Consider the following 14,569-nt stretch of genomic DNA (forward strand, 5'->3'; position numbering starts at 1 on the left):
AATGTAGTCAGCTTTAAGGTTTACAGTATATCCTTTAGCGTAACTCTTCAGCTTTTATGTGAATAATGGACGTATGAGATTGATTAGCTTCAAGGTATTGGATACCTTCGCCAACATTCATACCATCTACAGGTGCCATCCAAGGTTCAATGCAGACGAAAGGTTTTCCTTGTAATGCCCACAGTACAACATACTGATAAATATCATCTGAAGTCATCGAGATTTTGAGTTGTCTAGTACGATCAATCATCTCGCAGACATTAGATTGTAATTCATTATGAATTGTATTAGATTCTAATTGATTAAAGTTGAATTTATTTTGTGAAAAGCTATTTGGAATTAACTCATCGACATGAGTAGATGGAATGTTTAACTCTAGGTTGTCTTTGTCATCAACGTAGAAATAAGGATGATAACCCAAATAGAAAGGCATCACTTTATTGTCATGGTTATGAACGGTAGCTTGTACACTTAAGCCGTCAGTAGTAAGTGTATATTTCATAATTAGACTAAAGTGAAAGGGATATCTTACATAGGTTTCTTCATTATGTACCATTTCAAGTGTAATCGAAGCACTGTTCTCATCAGCATGAATATCAATGACGTTACCTGCAAGATTACGAGCAAATCCGTGCTGCTTTAGCTGATATGCAGTATCGTTATAATGATATGTTTCGTCAACTAAGTAACTGCTAATTGGAAATAATATTGGATTTCCACCACGTACATTTTCAGAAGGATTGTCTAATGTTTCTTGCTCCAAATAAAAAATTGTTTGATTATTATGTACATACTTACTAATAATAGATCCTCTTTCAGGGACCACTTCAATATACGTCTCGTTAGTCGTATTTTCTAAAACATACGTTTCAAATTGGTCTTGCTTCTTCAAGTAATTGAACATAATAATCTCCTAACTCGATCTTGGATTTGTCATTGATTTCAAAGCATTGAATCGTACACAAGAATCATTGATTGCTGGAAGTGATATACAACATAGTATTGTGTTAATAGTACCCAATTTAACTTGAGCAATCAATACACTAATAAAGCATCTCCTAATGTCTAGGAGATGCTTTATGTTACTGATTCACAATTCTGTTATACGAACTAACGGTTAACACGTAATATACGATGTAGATTACACCATACGCCGTTATAGCTAAAACAAACGAATTAATATTTTGACTTAAACTCATATTATATTGTAGAACAAGGGAGAACGTTAGCATGCCTGCATTTAAGATTCCGATAAGTAAAGGAAGTATAAATACAAATAATGTTTGTTTCGATATCGTCATTCGAATTTCTTTTCTGCTTACGCCAATTTTTCGCAAAATCTCATAACGATTTCTATCTGAATGTGCTTCAGTTAGCTGTTTGAAGTATAGGACACTTCCTGTTGCAGCTAGTAGTACTAACGCTAACGAGCTGACAACAAATATTTTCATGCCTGATAATGCTTGAAATAATTTATATCTATCATAAAATGTACGAATCTGAGTATCGTTCTCACCCAGTTTCATTAAGTTCTCAGATGTTTCTTTTGTTGTTTTTTCATTTTCTACTTTATAAGCTTTATAGGTGATCGGACTTACTTGTTCAGTAATACTGTGAAACATCGTATCATCAACTACAAGATATAAAAGTTCAGATCCAGATGTTAGAGTTATCCCTTTTTTCTCTAGACTATTGAGCGTAAATGTATGTTCCCCTTGCGGCAATTGAACATTCAATTTTTTGCTAGCAAATTCAGCAACTGGTTCATTGATGTAATATTTAAATGCAATGGATTGGTCGCCAGATAATTCGGGAATATCACCTAGATCTAACACGGTTTTCATATTATGAAAGGTTTGTTCAGAGATCAGGTTAACTATAAGATCATTGTTGTCTTGGAATGGTGCTGAAGTATTTCCTTTCACTTGAATAACCGGAATATCTAGTTGGTCTGTTATCGGATGAGCTTTATCCCCCGAAATAATCCGATGAACATGAGTGTCGAATGCGTCGTCTTGCGAAAGATGAATATAGCTAAAGGGGGCCGCTTGATGAGCCTCCTTTTCAGTAGTAGAGAATTCAGAAAATGCTGCTTGAAGGTAAGGTAGTGCTACAGTCATTAGTAATGCAATGAGTGTTAGCATAAGAGTGTTCCCTTTCACTCGGTACAACAAGTGAGAAGTTCCAATGATATTGATTCCTTTATAATATTTCGCTTTATTCTTTTGTGCACGTGTAAGTAAGTACACAGTCAAAGAGCGAAAGAGTAAATACGTTCCAATAATAATTAGAGGCATAGAAAGCATAGCCATCGAGTTGAACATAAGCCAATAGCTACTTGCGAGTAAAATAATTGAAATAGTTGCTGAAACTAGTGAAGCTCTCGGCACTTTCTCTCCTTTATGGTCAGCATGGAATAACTCAATTAATTTGAAACGATAAATTAATAGATACGACTGAAGTGACGTGAATAGAGTAATGACGGCAAACACAATAGTTGTAGTTGTTATTGCTTCTAATGGAATGCTGAAATTCACAACGACTGGAGCACCTAGTAGCTTAAGGAGTAGCAGGATAGACAATCTGGATAGAAGCACGCCTAATATAAGACCAGATAGTAAAGTAATAACCCCGATCATAATATTTTCAAAAAACAGCATTCGTGCAATTAGTTTTTTTCGTACGCCAAGAAGAGAATATAGCGCAACTTCTTTTTTACGTTTTTTTGCGAAGAATGCATTTGAATATCCGATAAATATGATTAAGAAGGCTATTAGCATATAGGATGTCTGTGACATCGAACTATCCATTTGTGGAACAGCATCTGTAATTTCTGGTGTGTATAGTAATGAATTAAATGTATAGAAGATGACTACACTGATCACCATCGAGAAAAAATACAGAAGGTAGTTTTTCATGTTTCCGGTAATATTTTTTTTCGCTAAATTAAATAACGTCACTTACACCACCTCCAAGAACGGACAATACATCTAATATTTTTTTGAAAAATTGTTTGCGTGAATCTTCACCTTTTACTAATTCGGTGAACAGGGCACCATCTTTAATAAAGAGCACACGGGTACAATAGCTAGCTGCAAATGCATCATGTGTAACCATTAATATCGTTGCTTTATCTGTCTTACTGAGGTCTTGTAAACTTTCTAATAAGTCTGTCGCAGATTTGGAATCTAATGCACCAGTTGGCTCGTCCGCTAATATTAAGCTTGGCTGGGAAATGATTGCACGCGAAGCAGCGGTCCGTTGTTTCTGACCACCAGAAATTTGATACGGGTATTTATTGAGAATAGCGCTAATCCCAAATCGCTCAGAAATTTCATCAACTCGTTGCTCTATTTCTTGAACATTCATTTTTGCTAATGCTAATGGCAACAAGATGTTATCCTTTACAGTTAACGTATCTAATAAGTTGTAATCTTGAAAAATAAAACCTAATTTATCACGACGGAAATTCGATAGTTGTTTTTCATTCATATTGAGAATGCTAATCCCATCAATTAATATTTCTCCCGATGATGGTTGATCTATCGTAGCTAAAATATTCAGTAGTGTGGATTTACCAGCACCTGAAGGTCCCATAATTCCAATATACTCACCCTTATGAATCGTGAATTCAATATCAGTGAGTGCGGTAAATGTATTTCCTCGCGATCCATATACTTTGTTAATTTGTTTGGCTTCGACTACTGTTCTCATATATAATTCCTCCGCAGAAAAAGTTTATTTGTCTTTATAGGATTTATTCTAATCGATGCAATCTTACAATGGTCTTACAGTTGCTTAAGCTAACCTTACATTAACACTACGTATAATTTATGTAGCTCTGTATTGCACTTGTAGCTCTTTATTGCAATTGTTACATTACTCGGCTACTTCTAAAATAGCCTTACTTCGAGTATTGACCTTTGTTCATGTTTATAACGATTGACTATAATATCTTCTGTACTATTTATGAACTACAATGTGATAAGTATAGTAACGCGATATAAAGAGAATTTACATATCAAGCAAAGTGTATATAATCGGATAGTTATTGGAAGGAAATAATGAAAACATGAAAATTATGATTGTAGAAGATGAACAAACGATTAGAGATATGGTCGGAGAAATAATTGGAAAATGGGGATTTCATATTGTGAAGGTAGAAGATTTTAATGAGGTATTACAACTATTTCTACAAGAAAATCCACACTTAGTATTATTGGATATAAATCTGCCTGCTTACGATGGGTTTTATTGGTGCCAAAAAATAAGAGAGACATCGAAAGCTCCGATTATATTTCTGTCATCTCGGGACACACCGTTGGATATGATTATGGCAATGAATATGGGCGGGGATGATTTTATTAATAAACCTTTCCATACTGATGTTCTTATGGCAAAGATTAATGCGCTTCTTCGCAGGACGTATGCGTATATAGAAAATATGGAATTCAATGTCGTAGAGCATGACGGAATTGTGCTCAATCTTAATAGTTACGATCTTTCGAACAAGCATCAAAAGGTTGAACTAACTAAAACCGAATTTATTATTTTGAAGCTTCTCATGCAAAGTAAAGGAACGGTCGTTAGTCGAAGAGACATTATTCGTAGCCTATGGGCAGACGAAAGATTTGTAGATGAAAATGCATTATCAGTAAATATGACTCGTATCCGCAAAAAAATAGCTGATCTTGGCAAGGGTGACTTCATTACTACGAAGAAAGGGTACGGGTACATCATATTATGAGCTTGTTGCAATATATTAAAGACAAACGATTTTTTTTGCTGCTGTACATCATATTAATGCTTTTTGTCTCATTAATGATGATGATTAACGATAGTTGGATTGAAGCAGCTCCAAACCTACTATATACTCATCTGGTTGGATTGTTTCTGGTCAGTTTATATATTACGATCGGATATTATTACCGCAGGTCTTTCTATCTGGAGCTATATGAATTAACTGAAACTAAGAAGGAAGATTTTTTTGCAGCAATACCTAAAGCTCAAAATAATGAACAAGCGTTATATATTAATTTAATAAAAATATTGGATGATAACTACAGTAAACAGCTGCGAGAATTAATGGTTGAAAGGCAGGATCATCAAGATTTTATTATGTCTTGGATTCATGAGGTAAAACTTCCGATTGCCGCAAGCAGTTTGCTAATGGAGAACAGTAGAGGGAAATCAGTAGGGTTTTTAGTCGATAAATTTGAAGATGAGCTTAACAAAATTGATAATTACGTGGAACAAGCGCTGTACTATTCACGGATTGATTCTTTTTCGAAAGATTATTTCATTACAGATATTTCGTTGGATCAAATCGTAAAAAATAGTGTGAAAAAATATGCTAAACTTTTTATTACGAAACGGATTCGTTTTCAAATGGATGAGATACGACAGTTTGTACAGAGTGATAGTAAATGGCTTGCTTTTATTGTAGATCAGATTACGGCAAATGCTTTGAAATATACATATGAAGAAGGAGAAATATCTTTTGTTTTTGAGGAAGATCGTTCGGAGAAACGATTACTCATTCAAGATACTGGTATTGGAATTAAACAAGGTGATTTACATCGTGTATTTGAAAAGGGGTTCACTGGTTCTAATGGGAGAATCCATATGAAATCTACCGGTATGGGGCTCTATCTTGCAAGGCAAATGGCGTTGAAATTAGGACATGAACTTTCTATTCAATCTGAAGAAGGAATCAATACTAGGGTAACTATACATTTTCCGAAAATGAGAACTTACTATCAGTTTTAATTAGTATTTAAGAAAAATAGGGGAGATCTCATTAATGAAACCATTTACTAGCAAAGTCGTTGAGATTATAAAAAGTATTCCAGCAGGTTATGTGATGACTTATGGGCAGGTTGCGGAGCTAGCAGGAAGTGCAAGAGGCGCGAGACAAGTAGTAAGAATTCTTCATTCGATGAGCCGATTATATGAACTACCTTGGCATAGAATTGTTAATGCTAAAGGAGAAATTGCAATTAAAGATGATGAGTCTCGATTCCAGCAAATGGTCAATCTACATGATGAAGGTGTTATCACAGATGAAAAGGGCTTAATTGATCTGGAGAAATACCGATATCGACCAACTCATGAGAGCTTTATTATGAACGAAGAATAGATACAGGAGGTGGAAACGAGATTGAAGCAATGGACAAGAGAGATTGAAATAAATAGACCAATTGAACATGTCTGGTCTTATCTAAATGGATCTTTAGAACAAATGCATAAGATTATGCCACAAGTTGTAGAAAATAAACCAATCAAATTGACTGACGAAGTTGTGGGTAGCGTGTATCGTCAGAAATATAAAGAAGGTAAGCGAATCGAGGAATATGATGTACATACATTGGAATATGTTAATCATCCCAACGATAAGAAATTAAAAATTGGATTTACATTAGCTAATATGTTTGAGATTACAGCTCGATATGAGTTGCGTCGAGTTAATGATCAGAAAACAGTGCTTACATATACTGCTACCAATAAAGCGTTAAAGTGGTTTGTGAAGCTATTTATGATATTTGCAACGGAGAAAGTCGTTGTTAAGTTTTTGGAGACAGTGAAAAAAGTTGCCGAATCTGAGTATCAACAAGATTGAAATTGAGCGTGATTAATACAGTTTCACCGATGTATCTAAAAAGACGAAGCCAGTTCAGGCTTCGTCTTTTTAGAATGGTCTCAGCTTGTTCTACATTGGTATGAATAACTTCACTCCCTTGCCATCTAGTTGACACATTACTCATATATAGTATTCAAGTATTAAGATCGAATAACTATTATATGAAGACAGGAGTAGAATTCATGTTTGAAATAAAAAATGTATCAAGGCTATTCGGGAAAGAGTATGCATTGAAAAACATATCTGTTGAAATAAAGGGTGGACTTAACTTTATTATTGGGGCATCAGGAAGTGGGAAGTCGACACTCCTCAAAATTTTATCTGGTTTGGATCAAGATTTTACAGGGGAAGCTTATTACAATAAGCAAAATCTTAAAACATTGAGTGCAGCAGAAAAAAGTGAGTTCCATAACCAGAAAATCGGGATTGTATGGCAAGAATTTAATTTAATTGAGGAATTAACCGTATTTGAGAACATTAAAATGCCTCATTACTTGAATGAAACAATTTCAGATGAGCTAATAAAGAAAACGATGAAGCAGTTGAAAATTGATGATCTTGCAAGGCAGAAGGTGAGCCGCCTATCTGGGGGGCAAAAGCAGCGGGTTGCGATCGCTAGAGAGCTAGTAAAAAATCCCGAAGTTATTATTGCAGATGAACCAACAGCTGCTCTTGATCCGAAGTCTGCGAGCATTATTGTCAATATCTTAAAGCATATTTCCAAAACAAGAACGGTCATTATTGTAACCCATGACAGCTCAATGCTCGATAATAGTAGCAGTATTATTGAATTGGATAAAGGTGAAATTGTATTTCATGAAATTAAGGAACATAGTAAGTCGGGGATATCGCCAGTAACAGTCCAACCAGCATTGTTATGGAAACGAGCAATGTCTATATCAATGACGAATGTAAGAAATAAGCTAGGAAGATATGCCGTGCTGGTACTTGCTATACTTGTATCTACAAGTCTTCTACTTATGAATACATCTGGTAGCATTCAAAATACGAGTGAAAGCAGTTTTGACGAGTTATATGCTTCGATGGGTGAGGGACTACTCGATATTAGTATTGCTGCTAGTTTTATGAGTGCAGCAGGTAGCTCGAGTGGAGAAGAAGAGGAGACAAAGCCGAATGTCAATGTGACTCAAGATATAGCTGGACTTTACGATAAATATTTGCAAGATGAACGTGTAGAACATGTTGTCTTTGCTCAAGCAGTAGGAAATATTAAGTTAGTCGTTGATGGGGAAGAACATCAGATTGAAACATCAAACAATGTTCCTGTTATGAAGAAATTGTTAGCAGGAAAAATGCCTATGGGTAATGGCAATGAAGTCGTTGTATCCGGTAGCTTGGCAGAGTTGCTAGGTACTACGAATAAAGAGCTTATTGGTAAAACGATAGATGTTAGCGGTACTGTATTCAATTGGGATACAGGAGAACCTATTGAGATGCCTGTAAGCACGACTGTTACAATTGTTGGTATAGCAGATACGACGGCAGTCTATGAAATGAACGGTGAAATTATAACGTTTCCGGTTAATGATTCTTTCTTCTTCAGCAAATCAGCTGTTATAGAGTTACGTACAAAGGCAGAAATGAAGGCAAAAACCTCTAACTTCTCTATAAGAGCAAAAAGTGCGAAAGATTTGATCTCATTGAAGGACGAGCTGTTAGCGATGGGTATTGTACCGATGGGGCAGTTTGAACTTGTTGAAGATATGGTTCGCCTTAATGATCAAGCCAAGGAACAATCAGGATCAGCTGTTATTGTAATTAGTATTTTTGCTCTCATTGTTACAATAGCTACTGCATTCATGACGGCAGTTATGCGTAAAAAGGAATATGCTATTTATAAAGTTAATGGATACAGCAATGGTCATTTGTCTAAAGTTTCTTTTGTTGAATCTTTATTGGTTGGAGTGGCAGCTATAGCGTTATTTATAGTGACATCCCCGCTCATTAATATAGCCATGAAGTCATTTGCGGATGCTTCTATTATGAATATCCAATCATTCTCGGTAGCTAGTGGGTTGATCGTTGTACTAAGCATTTTATGTGGACTGATCGCTTCAATTGTTGTGATTACTGTAAATGTGCTTAATAGTTTGAAATCAGGTGATAGATAATGATTACTCTAGATAATGTTACGAAGAAGTACGGCGAGCTAACGGTACTGAATCGTATTAACTATCAGTTTCGCAATACAGGAATAACTTGTGTGCTTGGGGCATCTGGAAGCGGGAAGAGTACTTTATTGAACCTAATAGCTGGGTTTGATTCTGATTATAGTGGTCATATAACGGTATGTGATGAGAGAATTACAACGATGACTTCAGGTGAACTTTGTCAATACCGGAAAAATCATATCGGCTTCGTCTTCCAAGGTTATAATCTCATAAGTGGTTACACCGTTACTGAAAATATATTGCTTGCTGCTGAATTAAATGGGAAACCACTAGAAGAAAATAAAGTGAGCATAGTAGCTCTTCTAACAAAACTAGGGATGGAAACGAAGGCAGAAGAAAAGGTAGAAAATCTATCAGGCGGGCAGAAGCAGCGCGTAGCCATTGCGAGAGCTTTAGTGAATGATCCTCAAATTCTATTTGCGGATGAACCGACGGGAGCACTTGATCGGGAGCTATCCAATCAGATTATGGATATTTTACAAGAGATAGCGAAAGATCGACTAGTCGTAGTTATTACTCATGATCGTAAATTGTGTGCGTGGTCTAATGAAATTATATCGATTGTGAATGAGAAGCTAGAAGTCGTTTCATCTGAAGCAGAATCTAAGGCGCTTGAAATAATGCAAGGAGCGACACAAGCCATAACAAATGTTACTAAGGCAGAAGCTTGCACAACATTACAATATCATAACGACCAAAACAGATCATCTATCTGGAAGCGAGCTATGCAAAATTACAAAGTTCGTCTGTTGCGCTATATCGCAGTTAGTGTTGTTATTGCATTAGCTATATCTTTATTCATAGTGTCTCTTTCATCAAGTAATAGGATGGGTAATTCTATTACTGAATTTACAGAAAAAAATACGGCATTTAATAACGGCTACATTGCAATGAAAAATCAGGAGCAAGATCCATATTTATTATTAAGCGAAGATAGTAGAATTGAAAATGTTTATTATCAGTATATAATGAATGATATTTTTCTTACCGTTAATGATAAAATAGTTAGTTTTGAAGAAAAAATACCAATGCCAAAAGCTACTGAAACGATGTCTTATGGAATTATGCCAAGAATCGGCGAGAAAGAGATTGCGATTACGCCAAGCGTCGGTAAGCAATTCGCACATAATATCCATGAACTTATAGGGCAGCAGTTAACAGTTGAACATGAAGGTAACAGTTATCAGCTAACGATTAGTGGAATTTATAACGCAGCATATGATGACTTTTTTGTCAGTAGCGATGTGGAGCAAGCGATGAACGGAGTTGTAAGGAAAGAAAATCCACTATCCATTTCTTATGATGTTACAAACTTCTCTGATATTGTAACTGTAACGGAGGAACTAGCTGACCGCAATATAGCAACCAAAACGGCAGTGGAACAGGTTGCTTCTTTGGAAAAAACTTTCGACCATTTACAGAAGCTATTTTTCATTATCTCTATAATAATATTATTGATTGCGCTGTTCATCAGTATCGTATTGTTGTCTAAGCAAGCTAATAGTCGATACCGTGAAATAGGGGTGTTAGCAGCACTTGGTTATAATAAGCGGTGGATTAGTGGGATTATAGCAGCGGAAAACATTCTGCTTGCTTGTACAGCAACGACACTCAGTATAGTAATGTACTTCATAATTAATTATTTATACAGTATGTTGCTAGGTGGCGAAATGAGTGTACAGTTGTTACAGATTGTTGTTACTGTAATATCAACATTTGTCATTATTATTATGTTGAGTTCGATTGTAACTAGGAAATTAATTGCCACTGAACCAGCTGAAGCACTTCGGAAATAATAATTTTATGGTGTAAGGCGATTGTTAGAAAATAAGAATAGAGTATGAACTTGAAGTGTACCTCAATTGTTAGTAGTGTCTAAAAAATTGAGGTACACTTCATTTCTTTAAGGGCGTCACTTCAGTGTTACTTCAGTTTTTAGATTGTTTTGTTACGTATTATGTTGCAGGGGAAGCGTAAAATAAAACATTACACCATCTTTTTCATTACATACACCATATTCACTTTCATGTAGCTGTAGAATAGCTTTAACAATAGATAGGCCGATACCAGTTCCGCCAAACTCACGGCTACCTGATCGATCTGCTCGGTAGAAGGTATCCCAAATATAGTGCAGTTCTTCTTCAGGAATTGGTTGTCCCTCATTTTTAATTTCTAATCGTACATTGGAGTGCTCAATCTTCACTCGTACTTCTAGATGTCCTTGAATGGGCATATGGCGAATAGCGTTGCTCAGTAAGTTGATAAGTACCTGTTCCAAACGCTGTCGATCCGAATGTACCCATAATTCTTCGATATCTATACCAATGAATTGGGGATGAATCGATTTATCAACTAGGAGCGGGGCTAATTTAACGAATACTGATCTGATCGTTTCTTGCAATGGAACCCTTGACCAATGTAGTGCAAAGCGACCGCTTTCCAATTGGGATAAGTCCAATAAGTCAGTGACAAGTCGAGCCATTCGTTCTGACTCTTCGATGATCACTGTTGCGTATTTGTCGCGTTTCAAACCTTGAGTAACATTATCTTTGAGAGCTTCAGCATAACCTTGAATCAGACTGACTGGCGTTTGCAATTCATGCGACACGCTTGCTACAAATTGCTTGCGAAGTTGCTCAAGTTGTTTTTCCTTCTCTATATCGGCTTGCAGTTTCGTATTTGCTTCCTGTAAATCAGCCATCGATTGCTGTAAATTTTGAGCGAGGCTGTTCATCGTACCTGCTAGCTGACCGATTTCATCCTTTCGGTTTGTCTTCACAACTGCCGTGAAATCAAGTTTATTCAAGCGCATAGCAAGTTTGTTCAATTGTATAAGTGGCAATGTAATGGTGCGCGAAAGAAAATAAGCAAACAATAATATCGGTAGAGCAGCAAGTAGATAGATATAAATATAAAATCTGCTCATCACTTGGACGGCATCACCTACTGGTTGAAGTGTAGCTAGTGCAATAAGATAAGCATCTCCGTCCAATGTATGTACTGTGCTTGGAAGTTTGACTGCTGCGATGAGTAAGTTTTCATGATCCGCCTCTAGTGATGGTATTTGGGTTACTTGCACTTCTCCTGCTGTAGATAGGTTATTGAATCGGTTGGTATCCTCTAACCATATGCTTAAAGCGCCTGATAGCTGCTCATTATAGCGATTAACATAGGTTGCTGGAACAAGTTTTTGCATGCCAGCATTTTCATCTTCCAAGAGTGATCGTTCAATAGCTTGAAAAGAATCGGAATGTATAGCTATATCATAGGTAGGCTGAATAGTAGACGACGGCTTCATCGGAATTGCGGGTATTGCATTATAGCCACCAGTGTAAACGTTGATCTGATTACCTTGCTTATATAACATGGCTGTTAGTCCATAAAAACGTTGTTCGAAATTAAGCACTTCGGCTGGTTTAGTGTCTAATTCGTACTCTCCGTCGGCATATTTTTGATAGATGATTTCCAATTGCTCTGATAGTTCATTTGATTTTTGTCTGTTATAAAAGGAACCAAAAAAGGCAGTTTGCAGTATCATCCATAGGATGATAAACAACATCATAGCGACTAACGTAAACCAAAATATTTTGAAAGACAATCGTTCTCGCTTCATAATGACCTCATCGTTTCATTTGAAATTTGTAGCCAATGTTACGTACTGTTTGGATACAGTCAGCATTGTTTCCTAGCTTTTTACGAAGGCGTTTAATTTGCGTATCTACCGCGCGTGTATCCCCAAAGTAATCCATTCCCCATAAACGATCCAGTAAATTATCTCTTGTTAACACGCTATTGGGATGCTGAGAGAACAATAGCAACAGTTCATATTCTTTCGGCGTTAAGTCAAGTAGCTCACCGTTAAGATGCACTTCATGGGCATGTTCACTAATGACGATAGCTTGATTATTATTGGGTGGCGAAAGCTCATTGAGAGTATTCCAGCGGTTTAACAATGCTTTAATTTTAGCGATCAATAATTTAGGACTGAATGGTTTCGTCACGTAATCATCAGCCCCTAATTCGTAGCCGTATAATTTATCCGAATCATCTGACCTGGCAGTTAACATGACAATGATAGTTTGAGAGTGAGTACGAAGCTGTTTGCATACTTCGAAGCCGTCTATTCCTGGCATCATAATATCAAGTATGACGAGATCGGGAGGCGTATGGCGAGCGTGTTCAAGTGCTTCGAAGCCGTTAGCTGCTTGTACAATATGATATCCCTCTTCTTCTAAATAATCTGCGACTAACTCCCTCATTCGAGGTTCATCTTCGACGATTAATATTAAAGGCTGCTTAATCATTGTGTATTCCATCCCTCTTTTGTAACAAAAATTACTTCTTATTGAACAATAACAAACGGATTATGACAATACAACTTTCTATGCGTTTGTGTTACTTCATCTAACATTGGAATAGCAAGAGCCTTTCCACAGGGAAAGGCTCTAACTTGAATGATTATTTTATTCTTGGACTTTAAATTTTGATGGAGCACTGTTCGGTGAGTTAGAGTTACCTTGCCCAGCATTGTTACCAGCGCCTTTACCGTTGCCAGTACCTTGACCTTGACCGGCACCTTGTCCGTTGTTAGTACCTTGACCTTGCCCAGCGCCTTTACCGTTGCCAGTACCTTGACCTTGCCCAGCGCCTTTACCGTTGCCAGTACCTTGACCTTGCCCGGCACCTTTACCGTTGCCAGTACCTTGACCTTGCCCAGTGCCTTTACCGTTACCAGCACCTTGTCCGTTACCAGTACCTTGTCCGTTACCAGTACCTTGTCCGTTGCCAGTGCCTTTACCATTGCCAGTACCTTGTCCGTTACCCGCACCTTGACCTTGGCCAGTACCTTGTCCGTTACCCGCACCTTGACCTTGGCCAGTACCTTGTCCGTTGCCCGCACCTTGACCTTGGCCAGTACCTTGTCCGTTGCCAGTACCTTGTCCGTTGCCAGTACCTTGTCCGTTACCAGTACCTTGTCCGTTACCAGTACCTTGTCCATTACCAGTACCTTGTCCATTACCAGTACCTTGTCCGTTACCAGTACCTTGTCCGTTGCCAGTACCTTGTCCATTACCAGTACCTTGTCCATTACCAGTACCTTGTCCGTTGCCAGTACCTTTACCGTTGCCAGTACCTTGTCCGTTACCAGTACCTTGACCTTGCCCAGTACCTTTACCGTTGCCAGTACCTTTAGATGAAGGGAACTTCAGAGTTGAATAAGAGTAAGTGATTGATTGGAATGTCAGATTATCAACCGCACCTGTAACAGGTAGACCGTGTTGTTTTTGATAGTATTTAACACCTCGAGCAGTAGTTCTATCGTACTTGCCATTAATTTTACCTTCATAGCTACCAAGAGATTTTAACATCCCTTGAATGACATATACATCGGGTCCTTGAGCACCTTTCCCAACAGCTAATGCTACGTTGGACATCGACAACACGAGCATGAAGGCTAGTGCAAAAACACCAATATACTTTCCTAAAGTCTTTTTCGTTATAGTTCTTGTTCTGAAAGAACTAAAAATTGATTCCCATTTCTTCAACTAACACACCATCCTTAAGAGTAAGTATTTTCTTCAACAGAGTTACTTTTCCCAAAAAAGAATTAAATATTGATCATTTTCAGAAGATTTTATAAAAAGAGAGTTTGCCCATTATGAAAAACTATGTTTTTCTAAAATAGATGCCTGATTTTCGGCTACGAAAGTCGTAAGGGAAGGGTATAATAAACTTA

The 14,569-nt window shown here is 37.1% G+C and carries 12 protein-coding genes; 6 read left to right on the plus strand and 6 right to left on the minus strand.

Going from position 1 to position 14,569, the window contains the following annotated elements; all coding sequences use genetic code 11:
- Nucleotides 1–34 precede the first annotated feature (34 nt).
- From NV377_RS15125 to NV377_RS15135, 3 genes are all read right to left on the minus strand, one after another.
- Nucleotides 35–904 (minus strand): aldose epimerase family protein, encoded by an 870-nt coding sequence (locus tag NV377_RS15125; RefSeq protein ID WP_258201623.1) that lies wholly within the window; start codon nucleotides 902–904, stop codon nucleotides 35–37.
- Nucleotides 905–1,082: 178 nt separating this feature from the next.
- A complete protein-coding gene (locus NV377_RS15130) occupies nucleotides 1,083–2,960 on the minus strand; it encodes an FtsX-like permease family protein (protein WP_258201624.1) in 1,878 nt (625 codons plus the stop codon).
- The gene (locus tag NV377_RS15135) at nucleotides 2,947–3,714 is read right to left on the minus strand and encodes an ABC transporter ATP-binding protein (RefSeq protein ID WP_258201625.1); all 768 of its coding nucleotides are present in this window, start codon (nucleotides 3,712–3,714) and stop codon (nucleotides 2,947–2,949) included. The genes NV377_RS15130 and NV377_RS15135 overlap by 14 nt, the downstream gene beginning before the upstream one ends.
- Before the next feature lie 358 nt (nucleotides 3,715–4,072).
- Between NV377_RS15135 and NV377_RS15140 the strand changes: the two genes are divergently transcribed.
- From NV377_RS15140 to NV377_RS15165, 6 genes are all read left to right on the plus strand, one after another.
- Nucleotides 4,073–4,747, plus strand: a complete 675-nt coding sequence (locus NV377_RS15140) for a response regulator transcription factor (RefSeq protein ID WP_258201626.1) — start codon at nucleotides 4,073–4,075, stop codon at nucleotides 4,745–4,747.
- Complete coding sequence (locus tag NV377_RS15145; RefSeq protein ID WP_258201627.1) at nucleotides 4,744–5,769, plus strand: sensor histidine kinase; 1,026 nt, start codon at nucleotides 4,744–4,746, stop codon at nucleotides 5,767–5,769. Before NV377_RS15140 ends, NV377_RS15145 begins: the two co-directional genes overlap by 4 nt.
- Nucleotides 5,770–5,803: 34 nt before the next feature.
- Nucleotides 5,804–6,139 carry an MGMT family protein gene (locus NV377_RS15150; protein ID WP_258201628.1) on the plus strand — a complete coding sequence of 112 codons (336 nt, stop codon included), beginning with the start codon at nucleotides 5,804–5,806 and terminating at the stop codon, nucleotides 6,137–6,139.
- Between the two features lie 21 nt (nucleotides 6,140–6,160).
- The gene (locus NV377_RS15155) at nucleotides 6,161–6,619 is read left to right on the plus strand and encodes an SRPBCC family protein (RefSeq protein ID WP_258201629.1); all 459 of its coding nucleotides are present in this window, start codon (nucleotides 6,161–6,163) and stop codon (nucleotides 6,617–6,619) included.
- Nucleotides 6,620–6,822: 203 nt separating this feature from the next.
- Nucleotides 6,823–8,772 (plus strand): ABC transporter ATP-binding protein/permease, encoded by a 1,950-nt coding sequence (locus tag NV377_RS15160; RefSeq protein ID WP_258201630.1) that lies wholly within the window; start codon nucleotides 6,823–6,825, stop codon nucleotides 8,770–8,772.
- On the plus strand, nucleotides 8,772–10,628 hold the full coding sequence (locus tag NV377_RS15165) for an ABC transporter ATP-binding protein/permease (protein ID WP_258201631.1): 1,857 nt from the start codon (nucleotides 8,772–8,774) through the stop codon (nucleotides 10,626–10,628). Before NV377_RS15160 ends, NV377_RS15165 begins: the two co-directional genes overlap by 1 nt.
- Nucleotides 10,629–10,780: 152 nt before the next feature.
- On the opposite strand, the gene NV377_RS15170 is transcribed toward NV377_RS15165, so the two are convergent.
- The 3 genes from NV377_RS15170 to NV377_RS15180 all read right to left on the minus strand — a co-directional run bounded on the left by NV377_RS15170 (nucleotide 10,781) and on the right by NV377_RS15180 (nucleotide 14,378).
- Nucleotides 10,781–12,445 (minus strand): sensor histidine kinase, encoded by a 1,665-nt coding sequence (locus NV377_RS15170; RefSeq protein ID WP_258201632.1) that lies wholly within the window; start codon nucleotides 12,443–12,445, stop codon nucleotides 10,781–10,783.
- 7 nt (nucleotides 12,446–12,452) lie between these two features.
- Nucleotides 12,453–13,136, minus strand: coding sequence for a response regulator transcription factor (locus NV377_RS15175; RefSeq protein ID WP_258201633.1), 684 nt, complete (start codon nucleotides 13,134–13,136; stop codon nucleotides 12,453–12,455).
- 159 nt (nucleotides 13,137–13,295) lie between these two features.
- Entirely contained in the window at nucleotides 13,296–14,378 is a 1,083-nt protein-coding gene (locus tag NV377_RS15180) for a peptidoglycan-binding domain-containing protein (RefSeq protein WP_258201634.1), read from the minus strand.
- Between the last annotated feature and the right edge of the window lie 191 nt (nucleotides 14,379–14,569).

The sequence above is a fragment of the Paenibacillus endoradicis genome (assembly GCF_024721975.1).

Excerpts from the sequence above, each read along its gene's own strand:
- NV377_RS15145 (WP_258201627.1), top strand. The coding sequence starts at position 4,744 with ATGAGCTTGTTGCAATATATTAAAGACAAACGATTTTTTTTGCTGCTG.
- NV377_RS15135 (WP_258201625.1), bottom strand. The coding sequence starts at position 3,714 with ATGAGAACAGTAGTCGAAGCCAAACAAATTAACAAAGTATATGGATCG.
- NV377_RS15160 (WP_258201630.1), top strand. The coding sequence starts at position 6,823 with ATGTTTGAAATAAAAAATGTATCAAGGCTATTCGGGAAAGAGTATGCA.
- NV377_RS15165 (WP_258201631.1), top strand. The coding sequence starts at position 8,772 with ATGATTACTCTAGATAATGTTACGAAGAAGTACGGCGAGCTAACGGTA.
- NV377_RS15140 (WP_258201626.1), top strand. The coding sequence starts at position 4,073 with ATGAAAATTATGATTGTAGAAGATGAACAAACGATTAGAGATATGGTC.
- NV377_RS15150 (WP_258201628.1), top strand. The coding sequence starts at position 5,804 with ATGAAACCATTTACTAGCAAAGTCGTTGAGATTATAAAAAGTATTCCA.
- NV377_RS15175 (WP_258201633.1), bottom strand. The coding sequence starts at position 13,136 with ATGATTAAGCAGCCTTTAATATTAATCGTCGAAGATGAACCTCGAATG.
- NV377_RS15125 (WP_258201623.1), bottom strand. The coding sequence starts at position 904 with ATGTTCAATTACTTGAAGAAGCAAGACCAATTTGAAACGTATGTTTTA.
- NV377_RS15170 (WP_258201632.1), bottom strand. The coding sequence starts at position 12,445 with ATGAAGCGAGAACGATTGTCTTTCAAAATATTTTGGTTTACGTTAGTC.